Source organism: Streptomyces himalayensis subsp. himalayensis (genome assembly GCF_013778455.1).
Classification (GTDB): Bacteria; Actinomycetota; Actinomycetes; order Streptomycetales; family Streptomycetaceae; genus Streptomyces; species Streptomyces himalayensis.
This window is the reverse complement of record NZ_JACEHE010000015.1, coordinates 133016-159993: the sequence shown is the minus strand read 5'-3', so window position 1 is coordinate 159993 and position 26978 is coordinate 133016. Positions and strand designations below refer to the sequence as shown.

The following is a 26978-nucleotide window of genomic DNA, read 5'->3' as shown; positions in this document are numbered from 1 at the left end:
GTCACCTGCCAGCGCGGCGCCGCTCATCGCGCTGTGCTCGGTGCCGGCGGAATCCCGATGCCTCTCTGCGGCCCGGGATCGTGCTCGTCTTCCAAGCCCCGGGATACCAGTCGCCGGCATCCGGGTTCCCGCTCCAACAGATCGTGGTGGGTCCCTGTAGCGGCGACGCGGCCCTCGACGAGGTAGTGCACAACGTCTGCCCGGTCCAGCAGCAACGGGGAGGTGGTGGTCACCATGGTCGTGCGGCCGCTGCGCCCGTCGTACAGTCGGGCCGCGATCGTCGCCTCGGTGCGCGCGTCCACCGCTGACGTGGGCTCGGCAGCGACGAGCACCTCAGGATCGGCAAACAGCGCGCGAGCGAGGCGGATGCGCTGCCGCTGGCCGCCTGAGAAATTCCGGGCCTGGGACGCGACGGTCGAGGAGAGTCCGTTGGACAAGCCCTTGACGACGTCCTCCGCAGCCGCCTGGTGCAGCGCGCTGAGGACGGACTGATCATCCGGATTCTGTCGGCCGGCGACGACCTGGCGCAGTGTGCCTGCGAAGATGTCAGCTTCGTTGTCGGCCACCAGGATGCGATCGCGAATCCGTCGAGGTGCTATGGCAGCGAGCGGGATGTCGCCCCAGGCAGCCTCCGAGGGCTGAAACCGCCCCATGCGGTCGACGACGGCCTGGGCGTCCTGCGGCCGCGCGCTCACCACGGCCGTGAATCGGCCGACAGCGACCTCGACGCCGGAGGCCGGATCACGCAGGCTGGCGGCTTCGCTCGGCCCGTCGCCCGTCGCGGGCACGCCCGCCGTTTCCTGTCGCAGGTTCAACAGCGCGATGACCCGCCGCGCGGACACCACGGCCTGAGAAAGGTACGAGCCGTTCTCGATCAGTTCCGTCACCGGGATCACGAGGAAGGCGACGTAACCGTAGACAGCGACGAGGTCTCCGATGGAGATGGTGTGCTGGGCGGCCAGCCGGGCGGCCAGCCACGTCACGGCAGCCAGGAAAAGCAGCGGGAGCCCGACGCCGAGGGTGGGTACCCAACTGGCGACAGACGCGACCCGGAAGCCCTCATCGCGCAACTGCCGGGATTCCCTCCGGTAGCGTTCGGCGAATCGGTCCTTCCCGCCGATGCCGTTGAGCAGACGCAGGCCCTCGACGATGTCGACCAGGTGATCCGTCAGCTCGCCTTGCCGCTGGCGGTAGCCCGAGCCGACCTCTCGCAGTCGTCCGAGCACCGGTCCCACGGTCGCCGCGACCACGGGAACCCCGAGCAACACGATCAGCGCCAGCAACGGCGAAATGGACAGCAGCATCCCAGCCACCACAACGTAGGCGACTACGGCGCCCACTCCAGGGCCGACGATGGTCAGACTCTGGCTGATGACCCACACGTCGCCGATCCCGATCGTGGTTATCTCGCCGGCCGTGACCCTGCGTGTGAGCGCGCTCCCCAGCCTGGTGGACTGTTCGACGACCGCGTTGACCGTCCTGAAAGCGGCATCCATACGCACCTTCGTGAGTGTGCGGTGACGGGTGATGGCAACCACACCGTTCAGCACGCCCACCGCGAGAAGCACCAGGACTCAGCCCACCAGCGAGGAATAGTGCCCCGATCGTAGCCCGTCGTCGACAGCGCGGGAGAGCACGTAGGGCGGCAACGTGAGGCCCAGCATCCAGACGACCCCCAGCACCATTGCGAGCAGGACCCGCCGACGCTGGCTTGTGACCAGCCACCAGATGTACCGCAGAGCTCCGCTGACATCCTGGTCACGAGGACTCGTGTGCTGGTCTCTCACTGGTGCAGACCCCATTTCTCACGCGCTGGCGTACAACAGCTCGGCCTCACACATGCACGCGAAGAACACGTCGGACTCCGCCCAGATGTAACGTCCGCAAGGTGAGTTGCGGAACAAGCGCGCGGCGGGTGCACGCCGCACCCATTATTACGAACGGACAGCGGCAGGCCAGCGTCGTGCGTCCAGCCCGCAGCGGCACGCGAAAGCACAAACGAGACGTTCCGTATCGAAGCCGACGCAGGCGCTCGAGGCAGGGCCGCCCCCTACGGGCAGCTGCATCTCAGCCTGGCCGAGGCTGAGCAGTTGCCGCCGAGCTGCGTCTTGCCTTCGGCGATGACGGGCCGGAGACTGTTCGACGTGCCGGACGCGGTGAAGCGGGCCGTCTCGGGTTTGTGGCGCGGCGTCATCAGCGGCGCAGTTCGGCCAGCACCGCATCCGTAAAAGCAGGCCAAGCCTCAACCGCCCACGGCCCGAACGCCCGGTCCGCAAGGGCCACGCAAGCAGCCCCCGCGACGGGGTCGATCCACAGGAACGTCCCCGACTGCCCGAAGTGCCCGAACGTCCGAGCCGAGGACGAACTCCCCGTCCAGTGGGGCGACTTGGAGTCCCGGATCTCAAAGCCGAGCCCCCAGTCGTTGGGGTTCTGGTGCCCGTACCCGGGAAGGACCCCCTTCGTCCCCGGATACTGCACGGTCATCGCCTCGGCCACCGTCCGAGGATCGAGCAACCGCGGCGCCTGCACCTCCGCCGCGAACCGGACGAGATCGTCGACCGTCGAGACGCCGTCCTTGGCGGGCGAGCCGTCGAGCGTCGTGGAGATCATGCCGAGCGGCTCCAGGACGGCCTGCCGGGCGTACTCGGCGAACGGGATGTCCGTCGCCTTGGCGACATGATCACCGAGCACTTCGAAACCCGCGTTCGAGTACAGCCGCCGCGTGCCCGGCGCCGCCGTCACCCGGTGCTCGTCGAAGGCGAGCCCGGACGTGTGGGCCAGCAGATGCCGGACCGTCGAGCCCTCGGGTCCGGCCGGCTCGTCGAGTTCGATCGCGCCCTCTTCGTATGCGACCAGCGCCGCGTACGCCGCGAGCGGCTTGGTGACCGAGGCGAGCGGGAAGCGGTGGCCCGTGGGACCGTGAGCCCCCAGGAGCCTTCCGTCCGCGCGGACGACGGCGGCGGCCGCGGTCGGGACCGGCCAGTTCTCGATCAGCGCCAGGCTCTGCATGCGTACGAGCGTAAGCGCCTTACAAGATCAGCCGCATCGAGGGGTCCGGCTTGCGTACGAAACCGAGCGAGGCGTACAGCGGCTCCGCCTCCGCGGAGGCGTTGAGGTCCACGCTGCCCGCCCCGCGCTCACGGAACCAGTCGAGCAGCGCGCCCATGCACGCGCGTGCATACCCCATCCGCCGCTGGTCCGGGTCCGTGGCGACGCTGAAGACGTAACCCACCGCGCCGTGCGGATTGCCGGCGCGGCCGATCCGGTACTCCATCGTCCCGGCCACCATCGTCGCCAGCGCACCCGGCCGGTCCGGATGGTCGAGGACGAAGGCCGCGAAGTCCCCGTCTGGATCCGTGAGTCTGCCCCGCAACGTGATGGCCGACTCCGCGTGCCAGTCGGTCCGCTCGCCCTCGGCGAAGGCCGAGTCGATCATGATCTGGCGCAGCCTTATCAGTTCCTCGGCGTCTGCGGGTCCGGCGCGGCGTACAAGATTCATGATCGGCACGCTAGCGACCGGGCCCCGCGCCGTCCTCCGATTTTCGCCCGGGATTTGACCGGTCTGCGCTTGCTTGGAGTGCACTCCAAGGTCATAGCGTGGGGGCCATGACGGTGATGGAAACCACGGCCACGCCCGTACGGACCACAACCAGCACCAAGACCGCCACCACAGCACGCAGGACCGGCGCCTCGGCCGCCACAACGATCGACGCCAAGACCGACGTCTGCGCCTCGGCCCCTGAGGCGCATCCGCGCCCGGACGGCCAGGACCGCTACACGATCAGTGAAGTCGTCGCCTTCACCGGACTGACCGCGCACACCCTGCGCTGGTACGAGCGGATCGGGCTGATGCCCCACATCGACCGCTCGCACACCGGACAGCGCCGCTACAGCAACCGCGACCTGGACTGGCTCGCCTTCGTCGGCAAGCTCCGCCTGACCGGGATGCCGGTCGCGGACATGGTCCGCTACGCCGAGCTGGTGCGCGAGGGCGACCACACGTTCCACGAGCGGCAGGAGCTGCTGGAGTCGACCCGTAGGGACGTTCTGTCCCGTATCGCCGAGCTCCAGGACACGCTGGCCGTGCTCGACTACAAGATCCAGTTCTATGGCGGCGCCCGACCGGCGCCGGAGAGGGCTTGAGCCTGATGAGTGGTATGCCGACGATGCGACTGGGGACCGACGGGCCCGAGGTGGGTGCCCAGGGTCTCGGCTGCATGGGGATGAGCTTCGCCTACGGCCCGACGGACGCCGACGAGGCCCGGGCCACCCTGGAGCGCGCGCTGGAACTCGGGGTCACGCTGTACGACACCGCCGACGCGTACGGCATGGGTGAGAACGAGAAGTTCCTGTCTCCCTTCGTCACAGCGCACCGCGACGAGATCGTCATCGCGACGAAGTTCGCCCTGTCCATCCCGCCGGACGAGCCGACGAAGCGGATCATCCGCAACGACCCGCCGTACATCCGTGAGGCCGTCGACGCCAGTCTCCGGCGCCTGGACGTCGACGTCATCGACCTCTACTACATGCACCGCCGCGACCCGAAGGCGCCGATCGAGGAGACGGTCGGTGTCATGGCGGAACTCGTCGCCGCCGGCAAGGTGAAGCACCTCGGGCTCAGCGAGGTCACGGGCTCCGAACTGCGCGCAGCCCAGGCTGTCCACCCCATCGCCGCGGTCCAGTCGGAGTGGTCGCTGTTCAGCCGCGACATCGAGGACCGCGTGGTCCCGGTCGCCGCGGAGCTGGGTGTGACGCTCGTGCCGTACTCGCCGCTCGGCCGCGGCTTCCTCACCGGCTCGTTCGTCAACGCGGACAAGGACCTCACCGCCGACGACTTCCGCCGCCAGCAGCCCCGCTTCACCGGCGACAACGCGGCGGCCAACGCCGCTCTGCTGGAGCCGGTGCGCGCCGTCGCAGACGCACACGGTGCCTCCCTGGGCCAGGTCAGCCCGTCGTCCCCATTCCGGGCACCCGCAAGCGCACCCGTGTCGAGGAGAACGTCGCCGCCACGGGCATCACCCTCACCGACGACGACCTCGCTCTGCTGGAGCCCATCGCCGCCAAGGTAGCGGGAGACCGCTACCCCGACATGTCGTTCACGTCGGCGGGGCGGGAGTAGCGCGGGCCGCGCCGGGCCGAAACGGCTCGGCGCGGACGGCTTCCGCGGTACGGGCCCAGGTACGCGGGCCCGAGGGACGGCGGCCGGGCGAAGGTCCTGGGTGGGGCCGTGGGGCCCGCGTCACAATTCCGCCAGCAGCTCGGCCTTCTTCGTCGTGAACTCCGTGTCCGTCACCAGGCCCGCCTTGTGCAGCTCGCCGAGGTGGCGGATGCGCTCCGCGATGTCGGCCGGGTCGGGCCGCGGGGCCCGCACCCGGGCGACCGGCAGGGACTCGGCTTCCGCCCCCGTGACCGCAGGCGGCCCGGAGGCCCGCACCGCCGCCAGTACCGACGCGGCGAAGGGCAGCGACTCGTGCACCGGCCCGTAGCCGAGCCCGAAGACGACCGACGCAGGATCCTGGTCCGCCTGCGCCGGCCGCGCGACGGACGCCTCGCGGTGCAGCAGCCGCAGATGGCCCTGGAAGACCTCGGGGGAGCGCCACTCGACTCCGCTCAGCTCTCTCACCCGGAAACTCTGGTCGCCGGCCTTCCACTTCGCCGACGAAGCACCCGTCCAGAACCACCGGAAGGCCACCGACTCGCCGTCGAAGGACGCCTTCCCGTCGTACGCCTTGAACTGCAGCGGCGGCTTGGGCGCGGCCACGAGATAGCGCTCCGGGTGCCCGCCGTCGTCGCGTGCGTCGCCAGGTGTGAGCACGGCCCGAAGCTCGTCCGCGTAGTACTCGGCGAGCGTCTCCCGCTCTGCGGGAAGCACAAGCCGGTACGGGTCGCTGTGCTGCTTGAGCTGGCCCGCGGCCGCCTCCATGAGCGGGTCGGCGCCGGGTCTCGGCACGGCATGCAGTACGACGGTCCCGCGCTTCCCTGGAGTCAGGGTCACCGCCGCGATCGCCTCGTGCGGGATGCGGCGCTCGCCGAGCACCTGGAAGAGCTTCGGCGCTCTGATCCCCCGTTCGAAGCGGATGAGCACGGAGTCGGACTCGAACTCCCAGGCGGCATGAAATCCGGCCAGTACGTCACCCATGCGGCTCATCGTATGCGGCACGCGCGCGTGCGTCCCTCCTGCGACGGGCCGGTGTTTCTTCGATTTCTACGCGCGTCGGGCCGTCGTCGCCCCGGACAAACCGCTCCCTGCCCCGGACAAACCGCTCAGGCACGCGTCGTCCTCGCCTGCGCAGCGCACCGCGCGGTACGCACCGACGCCGATCTCGGCGAAGTTGGCGAGGCTCTGGGTGCCCGGCTCGAAGTAGCCCGCGTGCCCCGTCGCACCGTCCGCCGAGAGGACTCGAGCGCCGAACCCCGCGGAGACCGGATCGGCGCCGTGACCGAGCCCGCCGACCTCCAGATACGGCACGTCCCGGATCCAGTCGTCGCTGTCCCGCATGGCCCAGATCCGTGCACCGGTGCCGAGCTTCGAGGCCTTGTCCGCACGCATGCCCGGACTTCCGGCGACGGCTATGTCGGTGACCCGGTCCGGCAGGCCGCGGGCGGCGACGCCGCACACCACGGAGCCGTAGCTGTGGCAGTACAGAGCGACGTGAGAGCGCCCCGGCAGCGCCCGCACGAGTGCGTTGAGGCGCACCGCGCCGCTCTCGGCCCGCATGGCGGTGGCCGCCTCCACGCCGAGCCCGGCGGGCGCGGTGTAGTCGGCCCACGCGATCACGGCGATGGGGGCACCCCCGGAGGAAGTCCGGTGGTGGCCGGCCGAGCGCTCCGCGCGGTACAGGGCCCGGGCCATGCCCACGGGAGCCGAGTACTTGCGGTCGCTCCGCTGAAAGGTCAGCAGATTGGTGTCGACCCCCGGTACCACCACGGACACCCGCTTGGCCCGGTCGAGATTCCCGAAGACCTCGGCGACGCGACCGCCACCCATGGGGTCGAAGGCGAGGATCTTGCGTCCCGGCCGCATCAGCAACTCCAGCCGGTGCATCCGGCGTGCCGCTCCATGCTGACCGGCGGCGGACAGTCTCCTGTCCTGCATGCGCCCCCGTTCGACCTTGCGTGCCTGGTCAAGGGCGATGCGGTTCGCGCGATAGCGCAGCTTCACCGGGGCACCGTTCATATTGCCCACCGCGAGCGGGTAGCGCTGGGCGAGCCCCGTGCGCTGGTACGCGCTGAGCGAGGCGAAGAAGCGGGCGATCCTCCGGGGCGGGGAGTCGAGTCCCGGCAGCGGGCGCCCGTGCAGGTGACCGTGTTCCCAGGCCGACCGGGAGGCCTCGAGCGGCGACGAAGTGCCCCGGTGATGGCGTACGGCCGTCCAGCCGGTGGTGGCCAGCATGACGAAAACGACGGCGAGCGCAAGCAGTGCGCGCCAAACGTTGAGTTGCGGGTGCGAATCCAAAGAAGTCACTGCGGGACACCCTAGGAGAACGGCGCGCCAACCCATGCAACCGGTGAGGGAGATCACGTTTCTCGAGGGGTAATTGGGTTAAAACGGGCGCACCTTGCGCCAGGTCGTCACAGAGCGTGCACGCCACTTCCGTCTCGTTCGGGTCCTCGGCATCTGCGGTTCCAGTCCTCCGCCAGCGCCGGTCCTATCTGGTCGAGATACGACTCGGTGACGCGGCGCATCGACTCGATGCTGGTGTCCTCGCCCGCACCCCACAACCGCCCGGTCAGCCGCATCACCCCGCTGAACGCGGCCACCACGACCCGGGGCCGGGGGTCGGTGTCCACGTCCAGGCCCTCGCGCTCGGCGATCACGCGCGCGACCTCCTCCTCCAGCTCCGAGGAGCGGCGCAGATGGGCGGCGAGGAGCGTGGGTGTCGACTCGATCAACTGATAGGTGCGCATGTGCAGTTCGACGGGGATGACCTCCTCGATGACCTCGCCGAGTGTGTCCCAGCTGTCGAGGAGGGCGCGGCGCAGCGCATCCAAGGGGGCCTCGTGTGCGGGCCTTTCGCGCACGGCCGCGACGAAGTGGGACTCCACCATGTCCTGGACGGCGAACGTGGTCTCTTCCTTGTTGGCGAAGTACCGGAAGAACGTGCGCTGCGAGACGTCGACGGCGGCCGCGATCTCGTCCACGGTCGTCTGCTCGTACCCCTGAGTTGTGAAGAGTTCGAGCGCTGCGTGCAGCAGGGCGTCACGGGTGCGCTGCTTCTTGCGTTCGCGCAGACCGGGCCGCGCCGCCGCGCCGGCTGGTTCCGCAGCTTCCGCCGCCTGTTGCCGCGTCCTCACTCCAAGGCCTCTTTTCGCCTGTTCGGGCAGCTCAGAATACCTCCGGGCAACATGACAGTTACCGACTTGTGAATCGGTTTGTCAACTGTCAGTGACTGTCATAATCTCGCCGGTATGACTAGTCAGACCACCGTCGACAAGACCGGTCCGGCGGACGAGGCCCCGGCGGCCGCGCCCGCACCGGCACCGGCCAAGGGGCTGCGCGGCCACCCATGGCTGACGCTCATCTCCGTCGCGATCGGCGTGATGATGGTCGCCCTGGACGGCACCATCGTGGCCATCGCCAACCCGGCCATTCAGAAGGACCTCGGGGCCTCGCTCGCCGACGTCCAGTGGATCACCAACGGCTACCTCCTCGCGCTGGCCGTCGCACTGATCACGGCGGGCAAGCTCGGTGACCGCTTCGGCCACCGGCAGACCTTCCTCATCGGCGTCGCAGGCTTCGCCATCGCCTCCGGAGCCATCGGCCTCTCGAGCAGCGTCGCCCTCGTCATCGTGTTCCGTGTGCTCCAGGGCCTGTTCGGCGCGCTCCTCATGCCCGCCGCGCTCGGCCTGCTGCGGGCCACCTTCCCCGCCGAGAAGCTCAACATGGCGATCGGCATCTGGGGCATGGTCATCGGCGCCTCCACGGCAGGCGGCCCGATCCTCGGCGGTGTGCTCGTCGAGCACGTCAGCTGGCAGTCGGTGTTCTTCATCAACGTGCCGGTGGGCGTCCTGGCGGTCGCCGTCGGCCTGTGGATCCTCAAGGACCACCGCGCCGAGAACGCGCCGCGTTCCTTCGACATCCCCGGCATCGTCCTGCTGTCGGCCGCCATGTTCGCCCTCATCTGGGCTCTCATCAAGGCCGGTGACTCCTGGGGCTGGGGCAGCGGCAAGACGTGGGGATTCCTCGTCGCCGCGGTGGTCTGCTTCGCGGTCTTCGCCATCTGGGAGACCAAGGTCAAGGAACCGCTCATTCCGCTGGGCATGTTCCGGTCCGTGGCGCTCTCCGCGGGCACGGTGCTGATGGTGCTGATGGCCTTCGCCTTCATGGGCGGGCTGTTCTTCGTCACCTTCTATCTGCAGAACGTGCACGGGATGAGCCCCGTCGACAGCGGTCTGCACCTGATGCCGCTGACGGCCATGATGATCGTCTCCTCGCCGCTCGCCGGCGCCCTGATCACCAAGTTCGGTCCGCGTGTGCCGCTGGTCGGCGGCATGGTCCTGACGGCCGTCGCGATGTTCGGCATGACCACGATGACCATCGACACCGGCACACTGCCGATGTCCGTCTGGTTCGGTCTCCTGGGCCTCGGCCTCGCCCCGGTCATGGTGGGCGCCACCGAGGTCATCGTGGGCAACGCCCCGCTGGAGCTCTCCGGCGTCGCGGGCGGTCTGCAGCAGGCCGCGATGCAGGTGGGCGGCAGCCTCGGTACGGCGGTGCTGGGCGCCGTCATGTCGAACAAGGTCAACTCGGAACTGGCGGGCAACTGGAAGGGCGCCGGCCTGCCGGACGTGCCGCCCCCCGGCCTCGACAAGGCCGCGACCATCGGCTACGTGCCGGAGCAGATCGCCAAGGCGCAGGGCATGACGCCCGAGATCCTCGGCAGGATCACGGGAGTCATCCACGACACGTTCATGTCCGGCATGGGCCTGGCCTTCACGGTCGCCGGCATCGTCTCCGTCATCGCGGCGCTGGTCGCCGTGGGCACGAAGCGCGGCGCCAACGCGGAGGCCGGCGCGGGCGGAGTCCACATCTAGGAGTCCACATCCAGTCGTGGCGCACCTACGTACGAAGGCCCCGCCGCTCCGGCGGGGCCTTCGCCCGCCACAGCGGCACCCGCCACAGCGGCACCCGCCACAGCGGCACCCGCCACAGCGGCACCCGCCACAGCGGCACCCGCCACAGCGGCACCCGCCGTGGCGGCACCCGCCGTGGCGTCTCCGGCGTCCGACAGTGCCGCAACCTGCGCCCGAAGCGCCCTGACCTCCTCCGTCAGCACCTGGATCGCCGCCGTCTGCCGACGCTCCTCCACGTCGTCGTCGAACCGCGCGATGAACCACGCCGCGATATTGGCGGTCACCACACCCAGCAGAGCGATACCGGACAGCATCAGCCCGACCGCCAGCACCCGGCCGAGCCCCGTCGTCGGCGCATGATCGCCGTACCCGACGGTCGTCATCGTCGTGAACGACCACCACACCGCGTCGCCCAGCGTCTTGATGTTGCCCGTCCGGCGACTCCCGCTCCACCGACAGCACCGCCAGCGAGCCGAACATGAGCAGGCCCACGACAGAGCCCGCCACATACGTCGTGAGCCGTACCTGCGACGCCATCCGGGCCCGCCGTCCGACCAGCAGCAGCGTGGAGACGAGACGCAGCAGCCGCACCGGCTGGATCAGTGGCAGCACCACGGCACACAGATCCAGCCGGTGCGATCGGACGAACAACCATCGGTCCTCGGCGAGTACAAGGCGTACGAAGTAGTCGGCGGCGAACGCGCCCCAGACCACCCACTCGACAACCGTGCACGCGACCTCGACGGTCCTGCCCGCATCCGGCTTCACGATCGGTACGGCGTACGCGACGGCGAACGCCACCGCGAGCGCCATCAGCGGCCGCTGTGTGCGGTGCTCCCAACGGATCTGTGCCGGTTGTACGTTCATGCGCGCATCGTAGGGAAAGCGGGCAGGACGCGCGGAACGCCGAAGGGGCGGCGGACCCGCGGCCCGCCGCCCCTTCGAGTGAACTGACGTACTGGAACGTCCTACGCGTCGCCGCCGGCCGCGCCCGGATCGGCCGCCGCCACATCGAGCAGCTGGTAGCGGTCGATCGCCTGCTTGAGCGCCGAGCGGTCGATCTTGCCCGCGTTGGCGAGCTCGGTCAGCACCGCGACCACGATCGACTGCGCGTCGATGTGGAAGAACCGGCGGGCCGCGCCACGCGTGTCGGCGAAGCCGAAACCGTCGGCGCCCAGCGACTGGTACGTGCCCGGCACCCAGCGCGAGATCTGGTCCGGAACCGACCGCATCCAGTCGGAGACGGCCACGAACGGGCCATCGGAGGCGGAGAGCTTCTGCGTCACATACGGGACGCGCTGCTCCTCCTCCGGGTGCAGCAGGTTGTACCGCTCCACGTCGACGGCCTCGCGGCGCAGCTCGTTCCAGGAGGTCGCCGACCAGACGTCCGCCCTGACGTTCCACTCCGAGGCGAGGATCTGCTGCGCCTCGACCGCCCAGGGCACCGCCACACCCGAGGCGAGGATCTGCGCGGGGAGTTCGCCCTGCTCACCGGCCTTGTAGCGGTAGATGCCCTTCAGGATGCCGTCGACGTCCACGTTCGCGGGCTCGGCCGGGTGCTGGATCGGCTCGTTGTAGACGGTGAGGTAGTAGAAGACGTCCTCGCCGTGCGGGTGCTCGGGCGACGAGCCGTACATGCGGCGCAGACCGTCCTTGACGATGTGCGCGATCTCGAAGCCGTAGGCCGGGTCGTAGGCGACACAGCCCGGGTTGGTCGACGCGAGCAGCTGCGAGTGGCCGTCGGCGTGCTGCAGCCCCTCACCGGTCAGCGTCGTGCGTCCGGCGGTCGCACCCAGGACGAAGCCGCGCGCCAACTGGTCGGCCATCTGCCAGAACTGGTCGCCGGTCCGCTGGAAACCGAACATCGAGTAGAAGACGTAGACCGGGATGAGCGGTTCGCCGTGCGTCGCGTAGGCCGAGCCCGCGGCGATCAGCGACGCCGTGCAGCCCGCCTCCGAGATGCCGTCGTGCAGCATCTGGCCGGTCGGCGACTCCTTGTACGCGAGCAGCAGATCGCGGTCCACCGCCTCGTACTGCTGGCCGAGCGGGTTGTAGATCTTCGCGCTCGGGAAGAACGAGTCCATGCCGAAGGTGCGGTACTCGTCGGGCGCGATCAGCACGAAGCGCTTGCCGATCTCCTTGTCCCGCATGAGGTCCTTCAACAGCCGGACGAACGCCATGGTCGTGGCGATCGACTGCTGACCGGTCCCCTTCTTCACGCTTGCGTACGTCTTGTCTTCGGGGAGGGCCAGCGGCTTCGAGCGCACCACCCGGGTCGGGACGTAGCCGCCCAGTCCCTTGCGGCGGTCGTGCATGTACTGCATCTCCTCCGATTCGCGGCCCGGGTGGTAGTACGGCGGCAGGCCGCCCTCGAGCTGCTTGTCGGAGATCGGCAGATGCAGCCGGTCGCGGAAGCGCTTCAGGTCGTCGACCGTCAGCTTCTTCATCTGGTGGGTCGCGTTGCGGCCCTCGAAGTTCGGGCCGAGCGTCCAGCCCTTGATGGTCTTGGCCAGGATCACGGTCGGCTGGCCCTTGTGGGCGCGGGCCGCCGAGTACGCGGCGAAGATCTTCCGGTGGTCGTGACCGCCGCGGCCCAGGTGCAGGATCTGGTCGTCGGTCATGTTCTCGACCATCTTGCGCAGCCGGTGGTCGCCGCCGAAGAAGTGCTGCCGGATGTACGCGCCGGTCTCGGTCGCGTACGTCTGGAACTGGCCGTCAGGCGTGGTGTTCATCTTGTTGACCAGCACGCCGTCCCGGTCCTGTGCGAGCAGCGGGTCCCAGGACCGGTCCCAGATCAGCTTGATGACGTTCCAGCCGGCACCCCGGAAGATCGACTCCAGCTCCTGGATGATCTTGCCGTTGCCGCGCACCGGTCCGTCGAGGCGCTGCAGGTTGCAGTTGACGACGAACGTCAGGTTGTCCAGGCCCTCCCGCGCGGCGATGGACAGCTGCCCGAGCGACTCCGGCTCGTCCATCTCGCCGTCGCCGAGGAACGCCCACACGTGCGACTTCGAGGTGTCGGCGATGCCGCGCGCCTCCATGTAGCGGTTCATCCGCGCCTGGTAGATCGCACTGATCGGACCGAGGCCCATGGAGACGGTCGGGAACTCCCAGAAGTCCGGCATCAGCCGCGGATGCGGGTACGACGACAGGCCGTACGGAGCCTTCGACTTCTCCTGGCGGAAGGCGTCGAGCCGCTGCTCCGAGAGGCGGTCGAGCATGTACGCCCGCGCGTAGATGCCCGGCGACGCGTGTCCCTGGAAGAACACCTGGTCGCCGCCGTCGCCCTCGTCCTTGCCGCGGAAGAAGTGATTGAAGCCCACGTCGTACAGCGACGCCGAGGAGGCGAACGTGGCGATGTGGCCGCCGACACCGATGCCGGGGCGCTGGGCGCGCGAGACCATCACGGCCGCGTTCCAGCGGGTCGCGTTCAGGATCCTGCGCTCGATCTCCTCGTTGCCGGGGAAGAACGGCTCGTCCTTGGTGGCGATCGTGTTGACGTAGTCCGTGCTGCGCATCTCGGGCACGGCGACGCGCCTCTCGCGAGCGCGCTCGATCAGCCGGAGCATCAGATAGCGGGCGCGTTCACGACCCCGCTCGTCGACGGCGGCGTCAAGGGAGTCGAGCCATTCCTGGGTCTCTTCGGGATCGAAATCCGGGACCTGGCTGGGAAGGCCGCCAATGATGATCGGGTTGCGATCGGATCCGGAAGCCACGCTGTTCCTTCACTGTCTGGGAGCCACTGACTGGGACCACTGCTGGGGCTTGGTTCTGCTGGTTGCGCCGATCCCCATCGTGTACCTAGGGGACGGATACGTCATCTCTACCGATAGGTAACCGCTTGTCCGGCAGCCCTGTGGGGGCTCGACCACATAGGAACGATACGCCCGTCTGCGCCTCCCCCAGTGCCTCAAGGGCCTGGGAGGTGCCCCCAGATCCGTAACGGAGTTCGGCCCTCTCTGGCACTCGTGGGGGCGAAGTTGGCAAACTCGGACAGAACAGTGGGCCACGGGTCGTCCGGATGGCGCGATTTCCCGCCTGGAGTTGCGGCGAGACGGCCGGGAACGTCACCGTTTCGGCGGTCTCGGGGGCCGGGTACTTGCGCGATCCGTCCGGCCCGTGTGGACTACGGCCAATGCTTCGCGCACGCGCGTGGCTGGAAGACTTCCCCCAGGGCTCCGCCGGAGCCGGGGGAAACCCCCATAGGAAACATGATCAGGAGGCAACCCGTGAGCGCGACCGCGGACCACGCGGAGGAGCGGACTAACCCTGCCGCGAGGCTGGGGTTCCAGCCCGAGCAGGTGGTCCAGGAGATCGGCTACGACGATGACGTCGACCAGGAGCTCCGCGAGGCCATTGAGGAAGTCATCGGCGGCGAGCTCGTGGACGAGGACTACGACGACGTCGCGGATGTCGTGCTGCTGTGGTTCCGCGAGGACGACGGCGACCTGACCGACGCGCTGGTCGACGCCACCACGCTGATCGACGAGGGGTCTCCGGTGCTGCTGATGACGCCGAAGACCGGCCGTGACGGCTATGTCGAGGCGAGCGACATCAACGAGGCCGCGCAGACCGCGGGTCTGTCCCAGACCAAGAGCGTCAGCGTCGGCAAGGACTGGATCTGCAGCCGTCTGGTCACGCCCAAGGCGGCGGCCAAGAAGCGCTGAACCGGTCCCGGCCCGGCAGCTCGCCCTGCCGGGCCGGGCACGGCCGCCGCGAGGCCCCCACCGACGCACGTCGGGCGGGGGCCTCGCGCATCGCGGTGCACGGGCCACTGCGTAGGGTGGGCGTCATCCGAACAGCCCCATGGAAGGGATGCGTGACTATGGCGATCGAGGTCGGCACCAAGGCCCCGGACTTCGAGCTCAAGGACAACCACGGCCAGGCCGTGAAGCTCTCCGACTTCCGTGGCGAGAAGAACGTGGTGCTGCTCTTCTACCCGTTCGCTTTCACGGGCGTGTGCACCGGCGAGCTGTGCGCCCTGCGCGACGAGCTGCCGACGTTCGTCAACGACGACGTCCAGCTGCTGGCCGTCTCCAACGACTCCCCGTTCACGCTGCGCGTCTTCGGTGAGAAGGAGGGCCTGGACTACCCGCTGCTGTCCGACTTCTGGCCGCACGGCGAGGTCTCGCGCGCGTACGGCGTCTTCGACGAGGAGAAGGGCTGCGCGGTGCGCGGCACCTTCATCATCGACAAGGAGGGTGTGGTGCGCTGGACCGTCGTCAACGGTCTGCCGGACGCCCGCGACCTGAACGAGTACGTGAAGGCTCTCGAGACCCTCTGACGAATCCTCGGCCCGCATGTCCCGGCCCCCGCGTCTCGTGCCCGACACCCTGATTGTCAGGGCTCAGGGCCTGCGGAGGCCGGGAACCCGTCACTAGGATCCACTCGTTGATCCGATGCCAACGCACGACGGGGGCTCCCCGCCCCTGAACACCATTGGGAGGACTCGTGGGAGTCAGCCTCAGCAAGGGCGGCAACGTATCGCTGACCAAGGAGGCGCCGGGCCTGACGGCGGTCATGGTCGGCCTGGGCTGGGACGTCCGTACCACCACCGGTACGGACTTCGACCTGGACGCCAGCGCCATCCTGACGAAGGAGGACGGCAAGGTCCGAAACGATCAGGACTTCGTCTTCTTCAACAACCTCAAGAGCGCCGACGGCTCCGTGGAGCACACCGGCGACAACCTCACCGGTGAGGGCGAGGGCGACGACGAGCAGATCAAGGTGAACCTCGCCGGCGTGCCGGCCGATGTCACCAAGATCGTGTTCCCGGTGTCCATCTACGACGCCGAGAACCGCCAGCAGTCGTTCGGCCAGGTGCGCAACGCCTTCATCCGCGTGGTCAACCAGGCGGGCGGCGCGGAGATCGCGCGGTACGACCTCTCCGAGGACGCCTCCACGGAGACCGCGATGGTCTTCGGCGAGCTCTACCGCCACGGCGCGGAGTGGAAGTTCCGGGCCATCGGCCAGGGCTATGCGTCGGGCCTGCGCGGCATCGCGCAGGACTTCGGCGTGAACGTCTGAGCCAGGCCCGTCTGCTTTCCCGACCGGCGCCGCACACCGAGTGCGGCGCCGGACGGCTTGGGAAACTCAAGCGATCAGCAACCACCCCCGGCCGGGGGTGCGGGGGGCCTGCGGCGGACGGCCGCCGATGTCACGCCGCCCGGTACATGCAGCAGCTCGGGGAGGACCAGATCATGGGCGTCACGCTAGCCAAGGGGGGCAATGTCTCCCTCTCCAAGGCCGCACCGAACCTCACGAAGGTGATGATCGGGCTGGGCTGGGACGCACGCTCCACCACCGGAGCCCCCTTCGACCTCGACGCCAGCGCCCTGCTGTGCAGCGGCGGCCGCGTGCTGGGCGACGAGTGGTTCATCTTCTACAACCAGCTCAAGAGCCCGGACGGCTCGGTCGAGCACACCGGCGACAACCTGACCGGTGAGGGCGACGGCGACGACGAGTCGATCCTGGTGGACCTCTCCACGGTGCCGGCCGGCTGCGACAAGATCATCTTCCCCGTCTCGATCCACGAGGCGGACAACCGCGGGCAGACCTTCGGCCAGGTCAGCAACGCCTTCATCCGCGTCGTCAACCAGGCGGACGGCCAGGAGCTCGCGCGCTACGACCTCAGCGAGGACGCCTCCACGGAGACGGCGATGATCTTCGGCGAGCTCTACCGGTACGGCGGCGAATGGAAGTTCCGGGCCGTGGGGCAAGGGTACGCGTCGGGCCTTCGGGGCATCGCTCTAGACTTTGGGGTCAACGTCTCGTAAAGCCGGGTACGGCGGGGGGAGACCCTCTCCGGATTTCGTCCGGGGGTAGCCCGGGGTAACCCCCCAACACACGATTGGGTAGCCAGTGGTTCTGAAAACCTTCGGCTGGTCGTTCGCGGTCACCGCGCTCGGCTTGGTCGCAGCGGTGTTCTACGGGGGATGGACCGCGTTCGGGATCGTGGCGATCCTGTCCATCCTCGAGATCTCGCTGTCCTTCGACAACGCAGTGGTCAACGCCGGAATCCTGAAGAAGATGAGTGCCTTCTGGCAGAAGATCTTCCTCACGATCGGCATCCTCATCGCCGTCTTCGGCATGCGGCTGGTCTTCCCCGTCGTGATCGTCGCTGTCAGCGCCAAGATCGGTCCGATCGACGCGGTCAACCTCGCACTGACCGACAAGGACCGCTACCAGGAGCTGGTGACCGACGCCCACCCGTCGATCGCCGCCTTCGGTGGCATGTTCCTGCTGATGATCTTCCTCGACTTCATCTTCGAGGACCGTGACATCAAGTGGCTGGGCTGGCTGGAGCGACCGCTGGCCAAGCTCGGCAAGATCGACATGCTGTCGGTCTGCATCGCCCTGATCGTTCTGATGATCACCGCGATGACCTTCGCGACCCATGCCCACCAGCACGGCGGCGCGCACGTCGACAAGGCGGAGACCGTGATGCTCTCCGGCATCGCGGGTCTGATCACCTATCTCGTCGTCGGCGGACTCTCCGGCTTCTTCGAGGACAGGCTCGAGGAAGAGGAGGAGCGCGAGCACGAGGAGGAGGAAAAGGCCAAGCGCGCCGGCAAGCCCGTCTCGGCCGTCAAGCTGGCCGGCAAGGCCGCGTTCTTCATGTTCCTCTATCTCGAGGTCCTGGACGCGTCCTTCTCCTTCGACGGCGTCATCGGCGCCTTCGCGATCACCAACGACATCGTGCTGATGGCGCTCGGCCTCGGTATCGGCGCCATGTACGTCCGGTCGCTCACCGTCTACCTGGTCCGCCAGGGCACCCTCGACGACTACGTCTTCCTGGAGCACGGCGCGCACTACGCGATCGGTGCCCTCGCCGTGATCCTCCTCGTGACCATTCAGTACGAGATCAACGAGGTCATCACCGGCCTCGTCGGTGTCGTTCTGATCGGCTGGTCCTTCTGGTCGTCGGTGCGCCGCAACCGGGCTCTGGCGGCGGCCGAGGGAAAAGCTGAGGCCTCGGACGACAAGGCCGAGGTCTCGTCCGGGGTCTGATCCGACTGGCATCGGCCCGGGTCTGATCCGACGGGCAGCGGCCCGGGTCTGATCCGGCTCGCAGCGGCCGGGGCTTGTCCGGTTTCCGGGTGTGACCGGGTCCGGAGTGAGGAACGCTCAGTGCGGGGCGGCCATCGAGGACGAGTCCTCGTGGCCGCCCCGCGGTCATGTGTACGAGGCGCACATGCGTATGAGGCGCATAGGACGTGGGGGGCGGTATGTCCTTCTGGGACGGTCTGTGGCGCGGTCGCTCGATGCAGTTCGAGTCGGGCAGCGCGGCGAGCAACTCCATCGAACTCACCAAGCGGAACCCGTCGGTCTCGCTCACCCAGCAGGGCGCGGCAACCGGCAATCTGCGCATCAATCTGTCCTGGCAGATGCGTACGTCGGACATCCACGGCAAGCCGCGGGGGAGCGGCAGCCTGCGGCATCCGTTCAAACTGTTCAAGCCCGATGTGGTGCAGGCACACACCCAGGGTGTGGTCAATGTGGACCTCGACATCGGCTGCCTGTACGAGCTGATGGACGGGGACAAGGGGGTGGTGCAGCCGCTCGGCAGTTTCTTCGGCGCCCTCAACGCCCCGCCGTTCGTGAAGCTCAGCGGCGACGACCGGTTCGGCTCCCCGTCGGGCGAGACGATCTACGTCAATCTGGACCACCGCGAGTCCATCAAGCGTCTGCTCGTCTTCGTCTACATCTACGACCAGACCCCAGCCTTCGACCGTACGCACGCCAAGGTGACGCTCTACCCCAACAACGGGCCCCGGATCGAGATCAGCCTCGACGAGCGGGCGCCCCAGGCCCGCTCCTGCGCCGTGGTGTCCATCGAGAACATCAAGGGCGAGCTCATCGTGCGCCGCGAGGTGAAGTTCGTCTACGGCTTCCAGGCGGAGCTGGACCGGCTCTACGGGTGGGGGCTGCAGTGGGGGCGGGGGTACAAGACGAAGACGGGCGGCCGCTGAGGCGCTCCGCTGGGAGGCCGGGAGGGCGTGCCGTACGCCGCCGGGCTGCGGCCGCGCGTGGCCGCGCGCGCACCTCTGTGGGTCGGGGCCGCGCCCCCTGTCTGCAGCTGCGGGCCGACGGGGTCACTGTTGTGGGCAGGCGTTATGCAGGGCGATGGGGGTCCCCCTGCTCTGGGGGCACCTCCCAGCGTTGGCTGGGGGAGAAGCCGAGAGCTTGGAGGAGGGCGGGCGCAACCCACGACGGCGGGCGCGTTCCGTACGGCCTGCGCCCGGGGGCCGTAAACGGCTGAGAGGGGCCCGGCCGCTCACCGGCCGAGGAACTGCGGACCCTGCGGCGGCAGCCTGAAGTTCGGATCCGGCATGGGGGCGATCGGCTGCGGATAGCCGTATGCGGGCCCTGGCTGCGCGGCCGCGGGCTGAGCGGCCGTGGGGCCGGGATAGCCGTACGCAGGTTCCGCCGCAGGCACAGAAGCGGGTGCCTGCGGCGGATAGCCGTATCCGGGCTGGGCCGTCGGCTGTGCTGCCGTCGGCGCCGCTGCAGGCTGCGTGGCCGCCGGCTGCACAGTCGTCTGCTCCGGCGGCAGCGGCAGCGACGCCGGAGCGTCCGGCTCGGCCTCGCCTGCACCCTCCGACTCGTCCACGGAGATACCGAAATCCGTGGCCAGCCCCACGAGCCCGTTCGAATAGCCCTCGCCCAGCGCGCGGAACTTCCACCCGTCCCCGCGCCGGTAGAGCTCGCCGCAGATCAGCGCGGTCTCCGCACCCGTCTCCGGCTTGACGTCGAAGTACGCGAGCGGCTCACCGTCCGCGTCGGCGGCGTCGTGCAGCAGTATGCGCAGCGCCCGGATCTGGTCGAAGGACACATCGTCCGCCGACGCCACGAGCAGCACCCGGCTCACTTCGGCGGCCATCCCCGCCAGGTCCGTCTGGATCGTGTCCGTCAGGCCCTCGGTCACGCGCTTCTTGCCGAGCCGCCAGACCTTGCCCGAGGGGTGGCGGGGCTGGTTGTAGAAGACGAAGTCCTCGTCGGACCGCACGCGGCCGTCGGGCCCCAGCAGCAGCGCCGACGCGTCCACGTCCGGGACACCCTGGCCCGGGGTCCAGCGCAGCACGGCGCGCACCGCCGTGGCCTTGATCGGGACGTTCGAGCCCTTCAGCATCGCGTGCGTCATGCGGTCATCCTGCCCTCCCGGTACGGGTGGGGACAACGCGGGGTTCCCAGGGCCGACTTTCGTCTTGCGCACTTCCGACATGGGCGGGTTACCTGAATTTCATGGCCGGCGGGAACCTCTGACACGGATGTCTACGTACTATTACCGGCCACCATCAACGAGCCACCTTGGCGATACGGGGAGTCACATGCGTCATTTCGGGCACATCGCCCCTGAGGTGCGTCAGCGCCTCTTCCACCAGGAGCCGTGCGACTTCACTGCCGGCTCTCCGGCGCGGATCCTCTCCGTGGCCCTCGGCGCGACCCTGTACAGCCCGGCGACCAGACCACGCCTGGCCGACGACATCGTCAAGCAGGCCGGCCGGGGTGTCGTCTCCATGGTGGTGTGCCTCGAAGACTCGATCGGCGACGCGGATGTCCGGGACGCCGAGGAGAACCTCGTACGTCAGTTCAGCGACCTCGCGGAGCGCCCCACCGTAGTGGCCGGGGACCAGGAGCTGCCGCTCCTGTTCGTCCGGGTCCGCGCCCCCGAGCAGATCCCGAACCTCGTTCAGCGCCTCGGTGCCGCGGCCCGGCTGGTGTCCGGCTTCGTGCTGCCCAAGTTCACCGAGGAGCGCGGCGTGCCCTTTCTCGAGGCGATCGCCGCGACGGAGGCCGCGAGCGGGCTCCGGCTCTTCGCGATGCCCGTGCTGGAGTCGCCTGAGCTTCTGCACCTGGAAACGCGCGTAGAAACGCTGACGGGCATCTTCCGCACCGTCGACAAGTACCGGGAGCGCGTGCTCGCGCTGCGGCTCGGCGTCACCGACTTCTGCTCGGCGTACGGGCTGCGCAGGTCGCCCGACATGACCGCGTACGACGTGCGGATCGTGGCCTCCGTGATCGCCGACGTGGTCAATCTGCTGGGCCGGGCCGACGGCACGGGTTTCACGGTGACGGGACCGGTGTGGGAGTACTTCCGGGTCCAGGAACGCATGTTCAAGCCCCAGCTGCGCCGCAGCCCCTTCCTCGAGGGCCGCGCGGAGGACCTGCGCGAGACGCTCATCGAGCACGACATGGACGGCCTGCTCCGCGAGATCGCCCTCGACCACGCCAACGGCCTGCTCGGCAAGACCTGCATCCACCCGTCGCACGTGCTGCCCGTGCACGCGCTGTCGGTCGTCAGCCATGAGGAGTTCAGCGACGCACAGGACATCCTGCGGCCCGAGCGGTGCGGCGGAGGCGTCATGCGGTCCGCGTACACGAACAAGATGAACGAGGTGAAGCCGCACCGCGCATGGGCCGAGCGCACCATGCAGCGCGCCGAGGTCTTCGGCGTCGTCAAGGAGGATGTCAGCTTCGTCGAGCTGCTCACCGCCGGTCTGGTCGACTGAGGAATGCAAGGAACTGTGAACAACGTGGTGTGGTCCGGGACGTGGGTCGCCCAGCGGCTCGGTGTCGAGCTCGAGGGCGACGAGAAGCTGCACGACCTGCTGGGTCTCGCGCTGCGGCGCAACCCCAAGCGGGCGCATCTGCTCGTGTCGAACGTCCTGGGCAAGCATGTGCCGCAGTCGCCGGCGGTGGTGTACGGCCAGGGGTTCGAGCTCGGCGAGCGGGTGCGGGAGCTGCTCGGCGCCGACGAGGCAGGGCGCGCCGTGGTCCTCGGGTACGCGGAGACGGCCACCGGGCTCGGCCACTCGGTCGCCGACGGCGTGGGGCTCGCCTCGTATCTGCACTCGACGCGGCGCTCCGTGCCGGGAGTAGCGCAGGCCGGCGGCTTCGAGGAGTCGCACTCGCACGCCACCTCGCATCTGCTGCTGCCCGAGGACCCCACGCTGCTCGCGGGCGACGGCCCCCTGGTGCTGGTGGACGACGAGTTCTCCACCGGGAACACGGTGCTCAACACCATCCGCGCCCTCCACGGCCGCTACCCGCGCGAGCGGTACGTGATCGTGGCCCTCGTCGACATGCGCTCGACCGCCGACCAGGGACGCCTCGACGAGTTCGCCCGCGAGATCGACGCGCGCGTGGACCTCGTGACGGCGGCGAGCGGGACGGTGCGGCTCCCGGAGGGGGTGCTGCAGAAGGGCCAGGAGCTGGTCGCCGCGTACGAGTCGGCGCAGCAGCAGGGCGTCCGGGCCGCAGGGGCTGCTGCGGCGGCCACGCGCGTCGAGCTGCACTGGCCGCAGGACGTGCCCGACGGCGGACGCCACGGCTTCACGCCCGCGCACCGCGAGCGCCTGGAGCACGCCCTGCCCGCCATGGCGGAACCTATTGCCGCCGCCCTGCCCGGCGACGCCCGGCGCGTCCTCGTCCTCGGCTTCGAGGAGCTGATGTACGCGCCTCTCCGGCTGGCCGGGGAGCTGGAGCGCACCCTGGAGGCCGACGTCCGGTACTCCACGACGACCCGCTCACCCGTCCTGGCGGTCGACGACCCCGGCTATGCGATACGCAGCCGCATCGTCTTCCCCGCCCACGACGCCCCGGACGACGGACCCGGCGAGCGCTACGCCTACAACGTCGCGGGGGCGGGCTTCGACGCCGTCGTCGCCGTCGTCGACTCCGCGGCCGACACCCCCGAACTGCACGCGCCTGACGGCCTGCTGGCGCAGCTCGCCGCGCACGCCCCGCACGTCGTGCTGGCCGTCGTCCCGTCCTACGTCCCGTCGTACGCCGCCGCGTACGTTCCGTCGCGCGCCCCCGGGCGCCCGCGCGCCACCGAAAGGCACTCCATGCTGCCAGAGCCCCTCCGCGGCCCGGCCTTCTCCTCGTACGCACCCGACGAGGTCGGCTGGCTGCTCCAGGACCTCTCGGACGCCCCGCTCGAGGCGCCGACGGAGGAGCGCGAGGAGGCCATCCAGAGCGGCGGCGCGCACTACGCCGAGTCGCTGCCCGTGGAGTACCAGCCGAGCCCCGCGTACCAGGAGCTCTTCCACGCCGCCCTGGAGGCCTCGGCCACCCGTATCGCACAGGCGGTCGGCGTCGTGACGGAGACCGTGCTCGCCGAGCGGTCACCCCGCCCCGTGCTGGTCTCGCTCGCCCGGGCCGGCACGCCCGTCGGCGTACTGATGCGCCGCTGGGCCCAGCACCGCCACGGCCTCGATCTGCACCACTACGCCGTCTCCATCGTGCGCGGACGCGGCATCGACGCCAACGCCTTGCGCTGGCTGGCCGCCCACCACGACCCGGCCGACGTCGTCTTCGTGGACGGCTGGACCGGCAAGGGAGCCATCACACGGGAACTCGCCCAGGCCCTGGTGGAGTTCGAGAAGGCGGAGGGGGTCAGCGGGTTCGACCCGGAGATCGCCGTGCTCGCCGACCCCGGCTCGTGCGTCCGCACCTACGGCACCCGCGAGGACTTCCTCATCCCCTCCGCGTGCCTCAACTCCACGGTCTCCGGCCTGATATCGCGCACCGTGCTCCGCGCCGACCTGGTCGGCGCGGACGACTACCACGGCGCGAAGTTCTATCGGGAGCTCGCGGACGCGGACGTCTCGGGCGCCTTCCTGGACGTCGTCGCGGCCCGCTTCGACGAGGTCGCCGACGCCGTGGAATCGCAGGTCAAGGAGCTGCTCTCCGCGGATCGGGCCCCCACCTGGGAGGGCTGGGCCGCCGTCGAGCGGATCAGCGAGGAGTACGGGATCCACGACGTGAACCTCGTCAAGCCGGGGGTCGGCGAGACGACGCGCGTGCTGCTGCGCCGCGTCCCCTGGAAGATCCTCGCCCACAGCGGTGCGGGCGCCGACCTCGACCATGTGAGGCTGCTGGCCGAACAACGCGGCGTCCCGGTGGAGGAAGTGTCAGAACTCCCGTACAGCTGCGTGGGGTTGATCCACCCCAAGTACACACGGGGCGCCACGGGCGCCGACGGCAAGGCGGTGAGCAACTGATGACGGTGCTCGTCGCCAGCGACCTCGACCGCACGCTCATCTACTCCAGCGCGGCGCTCGCCCTCGGCATGCCCGACGCCGAGGCACCGCGGCTGCTCTGCGTCGAGGTCCACGAGAGCAAGCCCCTGTCGTACATGACGGAGACGGCTGCCGGTCTCCTCGCCGAGCTGTCCCGCACGGCCGTCGTCGTCCCGACCACCACCCGCACCCGCAAGCAGTACGGCCGCATCCGCCTCCCCGGCCCGCAGCCGCGGTACGCGATCTGCGCCAACGGCGGCCATCTGCTCGTCGACGGCGTCTCCGACCGCGACTGGCGGCGGCAGGTCGATGCCCGGCTCGCCGACGAGTGCGCCTCGCTCGACGAGGTTCGCGCCCACATGCTCGCCACCGCCGACGCGTCCTGGTTGCGCAAGGAGCGCGTCGCGGAGGACCTCTTCGCCTATCTCGTCGTCGAGCGGGACCTGCTCCCCGAGGGCTGGGTCAAGGAGCTCGCCGACTGGGCCGACGGCAAGGGCTGGACCGTCTCCCTCCAGGGCCGCAAGATCTACGCCGTGCCGAAGCCGCTCACCAAGAGTGCCGCGGTGTACGAGCTCGCCCGCCGCACCGGCGCCGAACTCACCCTTGCAGCCGGGGACTCCCTCCTCGACGCCGACCTCCTGCTCGCCGCCGACCGGGCCTGGCGCCCCGGCCACGGCGAACTCGCGGACACCGGCTGGACGGCACCCGGGATCACCGCTCTCGCGGAGCGGGGGGTCGCCGCGGGTGAGGAGATCCTGCGGCGGTTCGCTGCGGGGGTCGTTGGGGCCGCTGCGGGCGACGGAGAGGTCTGAGGCTCTCTTCGGTGCCTGAGGGTCTCTTCGTATCTCTTCGAACGGTGCCTGAGGTTCTCTTTGCCCGCTGTTGCCCGGTGTTGCCCGCCGGGGGAGGACTACTCTCGCAGAGAGCCGGCGGTACTCCACCCTGCGAGAGCTGAGCGAGGAGATCCACGTGACCCACAGCAAGAGCACTCCGCTGACCGAAGAGCTGTACGCGTACATGCTCGGGCACAATCCCCCGCTCGACCCGGTGCAGCGCATGCTCGTCGACGTCACCCACACCCAGCTCCCGCTGGTGGCGGGCAAACAGGTCGCTCAGGAGCAGGGGCCGCTGCTGGCGTTCCTCGTACGGTTGACCGGAGCCCGGCGGATCGTGGAGGTCGGTACCTTCACGGGACTGTCGGCCCTGTCCATGGCGCAGGCGCTGCCACCCGACGGCACGCTGCTGACCTGCGACGTCTCGGAGGAGTGGACCAAGCACGCGCGCGAGGCCTGGGCGAAGGCCGGTGTCGAGGACAAGATCGAGCTGCGGATCGCACCCGCGCTGGAGACGCTGGCCGCGCTGCCGGCGGAGCCGAGCATCGACATGGCGTTCATCGACGCGGACAAGGAGAACTACGTCGGGTACTGGGACGCCCTGGTGCCGAGGATGCGCCAGGGCGGGCTGCTCGTCGTGGACAACGTCTTCCTGCACGGCGGCGTGACCGATCCCGAGGCCACCGGGCCGGCGGCGGCGATCAAGGAGTTCAACGAGCGGGTGAAGGCCGACGAGCGGGTCGAGAGTGTGATGCTCGCGGTGGCGGACGGGCTGACGCTGGCCCGGAAGGTGTGAGTGAGGCCCGGAGGTGTGAGTGAGGCCCGGAGGTGTGAGCCACGTCCGGAAGTGTGAGCCACGTCCGGAAGTGTGAGCCACGTCCGGAAGGTGTCAGCCACGTCCGGAAGGTGTCAGCCACGTCCGGAAGGTGTCAGCCACGTCCGGAAGGTGTCAGCCACGTCCGGAAGATGTGCATGTCCGGAAGACGTGAGCGACGCCGCCTGGTGGCGGCGTCGAGCCCACACGTCGGATAGCGCGGCGGTCAGCCGCAGCAGCCTCCGCCGCAGCAACCGCCACCGCCACCGGCACCACCGCCGGGGCTGGTGCGGCCGGAGGCGGCCGACGCCGACGCCGTACCGCCGACCGCGACTGTCGAGAGCAGCTTGACGGTGTCGTCGTGCCCGGCGGGGCAGTCCGCGGGGTCGGACGACTCGGCCATCGGACGGCTCAGTTCAAAGGTGTCGCCGCAGGTCCGGCAGCGGTACTCGTAGCGAGGCATGCCCACAGAGTATCGGGCGGGTGCGGGGACGGCACGGAGTACCGCGGACGGTTATGGAGCGCGCTCGGCCACCGCGTTCACGTGGTCACCGCTGCGGTGGCCGCCCTGGTGCGACGCCCCTGCTGGTGCTGCTGTCGGCACCGGCGTCCAGACTGGGGTCCGGCCTCAGGTGGCCGCGCCCGGGCAGCGAGCGCTGCCGTTCCTCCTCGGCCGCCTGTTCCGGATGGCGCTGACGCCAGTACGGGTTGTCGTGCGGCAGGGCCGATCCGACCCGGCCGTACATGCCGAAGAACATCAGCATCACGCCGACGACGAAGCTGAACAGCACATTCGGGATGCGGAAGGCGAGGAAGTTGAAGCTCGTGTCCAGCAGGGCGAGGTTGACGAAGCCGCTCAGGATGAAGGCGACGCCGACGATCATGTTGACCGTCGAGGCGAAGTTCCCGCCGATCACCATCCCGACGAAGAGCAGAAGCCCGATGCAGATCGACAGCACGCTCAGCGCGCCGTTGGTACTCAGCCCGGCGACCGTGTCGCCGCGCGTGTCGAAGAAGCCGACCTTGCCGATGAGCCCGAAGATCCCGAAGGCGACCAGTACGAGACCCATCAGACCTGCGCCGACGCGGTAGAACTTGCTGAGGCGGTGGTCGACGGGCAGATGCTCGTCGAGACTGAAGTGCCGCTTGGTCTCCGGGTGAAGTATGTGCGTTGCCATGTCCGCCCTCCTTGCCGCTCGCGGAGGCCGCGCGTACGGGATGTATCGCGGG

The 26978-nt window shown here is 69.3% G+C and carries 21 protein-coding genes and 3 pseudogenes; 13 read left to right on the top strand and 11 right to left on the bottom strand.

From position 1 onward, the window contains the following. Positions 1-23 precede the first annotated feature (23 nt). The 3 genes and pseudogenes from H1D24_RS24180 to H1D24_RS24170 all read right to left on the bottom strand — a co-directional run bounded on the left by H1D24_RS24180 (position 24) and on the right by H1D24_RS24170 (position 3499). Positions 24-1787, bottom strand: a pseudogene (locus tag H1D24_RS24180) (ABC transporter transmembrane domain-containing protein). A gap of 406 nt (positions 1788-2193) precedes the next feature. Continuing rightward, positions 2194-3009 (bottom strand): serine hydrolase domain-containing protein, encoded by an 816-nt coding sequence (locus tag H1D24_RS24175; RefSeq protein ID WP_181659759.1) that lies wholly within the window; start codon positions 3007-3009, stop codon positions 2194-2196. Between the two features lie 19 nt (positions 3010-3028). Further along, a complete protein-coding gene (locus tag H1D24_RS24170) occupies positions 3029-3499 on the bottom strand; it encodes a GNAT family N-acetyltransferase (protein ID WP_181659758.1) in 471 nt (156 codons plus the stop codon). A 107-nt stretch (positions 3500-3606) separates the two neighbouring features. On the opposite strand from H1D24_RS24170, the gene H1D24_RS24165 reads away from it, so the two are divergent. Both H1D24_RS24165 and H1D24_RS24160 read left to right on the top strand, forming a co-directional pair. Then, a complete protein-coding gene (locus H1D24_RS24165) occupies positions 3607-4143 on the top strand; it encodes a MerR family transcriptional regulator (RefSeq protein WP_181659757.1) in 537 nt (178 codons plus the stop codon). Between the two features lie 5 nt (positions 4144-4148). Next, a pseudogene (locus H1D24_RS24160) lies at positions 4149-5119 on the top strand (aldo/keto reductase). A gap of 120 nt (positions 5120-5239) precedes the next feature. Here the strand turns inward: H1D24_RS24160 and H1D24_RS24155 are convergent. The 3 genes from H1D24_RS24155 to H1D24_RS24145 all read right to left on the bottom strand — a co-directional run bounded on the left by H1D24_RS24155 (position 5240) and on the right by H1D24_RS24145 (position 8295). Further along, positions 5240-6148 carry a DUF4429 domain-containing protein gene (locus H1D24_RS24155; RefSeq protein ID WP_181659852.1) on the bottom strand — a complete coding sequence of 303 codons (909 nt, stop codon included), beginning with the start codon at positions 6146-6148 and terminating at the stop codon, positions 5240-5242. 57 nt (positions 6149-6205) lie between these two features. Beyond that, on the bottom strand, positions 6206-7465 hold the full coding sequence (locus H1D24_RS24150) for an alpha/beta hydrolase (RefSeq protein ID WP_181659756.1): 1260 nt from the start codon (positions 7463-7465) through the stop codon (positions 6206-6208). Positions 7466-7572: 107 nt separating this feature from the next. Next, positions 7573-8295: a TetR family transcriptional regulator gene (locus tag H1D24_RS24145; protein ID WP_181659755.1), complete on the bottom strand. Its 723-nt coding sequence runs from the start codon at positions 8293-8295 to the stop codon at positions 7573-7575. A 114-nt stretch (positions 8296-8409) separates the two neighbouring features. Here H1D24_RS24145 and H1D24_RS24140 point away from each other — a divergent pair, with 114 nt between their 5' ends. Further along, on the top strand, positions 8410-10035 hold the full coding sequence (locus tag H1D24_RS24140) for an MFS transporter (RefSeq protein WP_181659754.1): 1626 nt from the start codon (positions 8410-8412) through the stop codon (positions 10033-10035). 191 nt (positions 10036-10226) lie between these two features. On the opposite strand, the pseudogene H1D24_RS24135 reads toward H1D24_RS24140, so the two are convergent. Together H1D24_RS24135 and aceE are read right to left on the bottom strand one after the other, a co-directional pair. Continuing rightward, positions 10227-10941 (bottom strand): annotated as a pseudogene (locus H1D24_RS24135) (potassium channel family protein); the annotation flags it as partial. A gap of 101 nt (positions 10942-11042) precedes the next feature. After that, the gene (gene aceE, locus H1D24_RS24130; protein WP_181659753.1) at positions 11043-13790 is read right to left on the bottom strand and encodes a pyruvate dehydrogenase (acetyl-transferring), homodimeric type; all 2748 of its coding nucleotides are present in this window, start codon (positions 13788-13790) and stop codon (positions 11043-11045) included. A 513-nt stretch (positions 13791-14303) separates the two neighbouring features. On the opposite strand from aceE, the gene H1D24_RS24125 reads away from it, so the two are divergent. The 6 genes from H1D24_RS24125 (at position 14304) to H1D24_RS24100 (ending at position 19046) form a co-directional block, all read left to right on the top strand. Further along, positions 14304-14741 (top strand): DUF3052 domain-containing protein, encoded by a 438-nt coding sequence (locus H1D24_RS24125; protein WP_181659752.1) that lies wholly within the window; start codon positions 14304-14306, stop codon positions 14739-14741. A 158-nt stretch (positions 14742-14899) separates the two neighbouring features. Then, positions 14900-15358, top strand: a complete 459-nt coding sequence (locus tag H1D24_RS24120) for a peroxiredoxin (RefSeq protein ID WP_181659851.1) — start codon at positions 14900-14902, stop codon at positions 15356-15358. Positions 15359-15525: 167 nt separating this feature from the next. Beyond that, a complete protein-coding gene (locus H1D24_RS24115) occupies positions 15526-16101 on the top strand; it encodes a TerD family protein (protein WP_067270746.1) in 576 nt (191 codons plus the stop codon). 173 nt (positions 16102-16274) lie between these two features. Next, a complete protein-coding gene (locus H1D24_RS24110) occupies positions 16275-16850 on the top strand; it encodes a TerD family protein (RefSeq protein ID WP_181659850.1) in 576 nt (191 codons plus the stop codon). Positions 16851-16935: 85 nt separating this feature from the next. Further along, positions 16936-18084 carry a DUF475 domain-containing protein gene (locus H1D24_RS24105; RefSeq protein ID WP_181659751.1) on the top strand — a complete coding sequence of 383 codons (1149 nt, stop codon included), beginning with the start codon at positions 16936-16938 and terminating at the stop codon, positions 18082-18084. Positions 18085-18302: 218 nt separating this feature from the next. Continuing rightward, the gene (locus H1D24_RS24100; RefSeq protein ID WP_181659750.1) at positions 18303-19046 is read left to right on the top strand and encodes a TerD family protein; all 744 of its coding nucleotides are present in this window, start codon (positions 18303-18305) and stop codon (positions 19044-19046) included. A gap of 305 nt (positions 19047-19351) precedes the next feature. On the opposite strand, the gene H1D24_RS24095 is transcribed toward H1D24_RS24100, so the two are convergent. Further along, on the bottom strand, positions 19352-20218 hold the full coding sequence (locus H1D24_RS24095) for a TerD family protein (protein ID WP_181659749.1): 867 nt from the start codon (positions 20216-20218) through the stop codon (positions 19352-19354). A 187-nt stretch (positions 20219-20405) separates the two neighbouring features. On the opposite strand from H1D24_RS24095, the gene H1D24_RS24090 reads away from it, so the two are divergent. The 4 genes from H1D24_RS24090 (at position 20406) to H1D24_RS24075 (ending at position 25730) form a co-directional block, all read left to right on the top strand. Further along, a complete protein-coding gene (locus H1D24_RS24090; protein ID WP_181659748.1) occupies positions 20406-21587 on the top strand; it encodes an HpcH/HpaI aldolase/citrate lyase family protein in 1182 nt (393 codons plus the stop codon). A 3-nt stretch (positions 21588-21590) separates the two neighbouring features. After that, positions 21591-24083: a phosphoribosyltransferase gene (locus H1D24_RS24085; protein WP_181659747.1), complete on the top strand. Its 2493-nt coding sequence runs from the start codon at positions 21591-21593 to the stop codon at positions 24081-24083. Then, positions 24083-24913 carry an HAD family hydrolase gene (locus H1D24_RS24080; RefSeq protein ID WP_181659746.1) on the top strand — a complete coding sequence of 277 codons (831 nt, stop codon included), beginning with the start codon at positions 24083-24085 and terminating at the stop codon, positions 24911-24913. The genes H1D24_RS24085 and H1D24_RS24080 overlap by 1 nt, the downstream gene beginning before the upstream one ends. A gap of 157 nt (positions 24914-25070) precedes the next feature. Further along, positions 25071-25730, top strand: a complete 660-nt coding sequence (locus H1D24_RS24075) for an O-methyltransferase (protein WP_374064317.1) — start codon at positions 25071-25073, stop codon at positions 25728-25730. A 244-nt stretch (positions 25731-25974) separates the two neighbouring features. Here the strand turns inward: H1D24_RS24075 and H1D24_RS24070 are convergent, their stop codons facing one another. Both H1D24_RS24070 and H1D24_RS24065 read right to left on the bottom strand, forming a co-directional pair. Next, entirely contained in the window at positions 25975-26211 is a 237-nt protein-coding gene (locus H1D24_RS24070) for an FmdB family zinc ribbon protein (RefSeq protein WP_181659745.1), read from the bottom strand. Between the two features lie 85 nt (positions 26212-26296). Beyond that, complete coding sequence (locus H1D24_RS24065; protein WP_181659744.1) at positions 26297-26926, bottom strand: DUF4383 domain-containing protein; 630 nt, start codon at positions 26924-26926, stop codon at positions 26297-26299. Positions 26927-26978: the final 52 nt, after the last annotated feature.

Excerpts from the sequence above, each read along its gene's own strand:
- H1D24_RS24155 (WP_181659852.1), bottom strand. The coding sequence starts at position 6,148 with ATGAGCCGCATGGGTGACGTACTGGCCGGATTTCATGCCGCCTGGGAG.
- H1D24_RS24095 (WP_181659749.1), bottom strand. The coding sequence starts at position 20,218 with ATGACGCACGCGATGCTGAAGGGCTCGAACGTCCCGATCAAGGCCACG.
- H1D24_RS24110 (WP_181659850.1), top strand. The coding sequence starts at position 16,275 with ATGGGCGTCACGCTAGCCAAGGGGGGCAATGTCTCCCTCTCCAAGGCC.
- H1D24_RS24165 (WP_181659757.1), top strand. The coding sequence starts at position 3,607 with ATGACGGTGATGGAAACCACGGCCACGCCCGTACGGACCACAACCAGC.
- H1D24_RS24085 (WP_181659747.1), top strand. The coding sequence starts at position 21,591 with ATGCAAGGAACTGTGAACAACGTGGTGTGGTCCGGGACGTGGGTCGCC.
- H1D24_RS24170 (WP_181659758.1), bottom strand. The coding sequence starts at position 3,499 with ATGAATCTTGTACGCCGCGCCGGACCCGCAGACGCCGAGGAACTGATA.
- H1D24_RS24070 (WP_181659745.1), bottom strand. The coding sequence starts at position 26,211 with ATGCCTCGCTACGAGTACCGCTGCCGGACCTGCGGCGACACCTTTGAA.
- H1D24_RS24140 (WP_181659754.1), top strand. The coding sequence starts at position 8,410 with ATGACTAGTCAGACCACCGTCGACAAGACCGGTCCGGCGGACGAGGCC.
- H1D24_RS24100 (WP_181659750.1), top strand. The coding sequence starts at position 18,303 with ATGTCCTTCTGGGACGGTCTGTGGCGCGGTCGCTCGATGCAGTTCGAG.
- H1D24_RS24090 (WP_181659748.1), top strand. The coding sequence starts at position 20,406 with ATGCGTCATTTCGGGCACATCGCCCCTGAGGTGCGTCAGCGCCTCTTC.
- H1D24_RS24065 (WP_181659744.1), bottom strand. The coding sequence starts at position 26,926 with ATGGCAACGCACATACTTCACCCGGAGACCAAGCGGCACTTCAGTCTC.
- H1D24_RS24120 (WP_181659851.1), top strand. The coding sequence starts at position 14,900 with ATGGCGATCGAGGTCGGCACCAAGGCCCCGGACTTCGAGCTCAAGGAC.
- H1D24_RS24175 (WP_181659759.1), bottom strand. The coding sequence starts at position 3,009 with ATGCAGAGCCTGGCGCTGATCGAGAACTGGCCGGTCCCGACCGCGGCC.
- H1D24_RS24080 (WP_181659746.1), top strand. The coding sequence starts at position 24,083 with ATGACGGTGCTCGTCGCCAGCGACCTCGACCGCACGCTCATCTACTCC.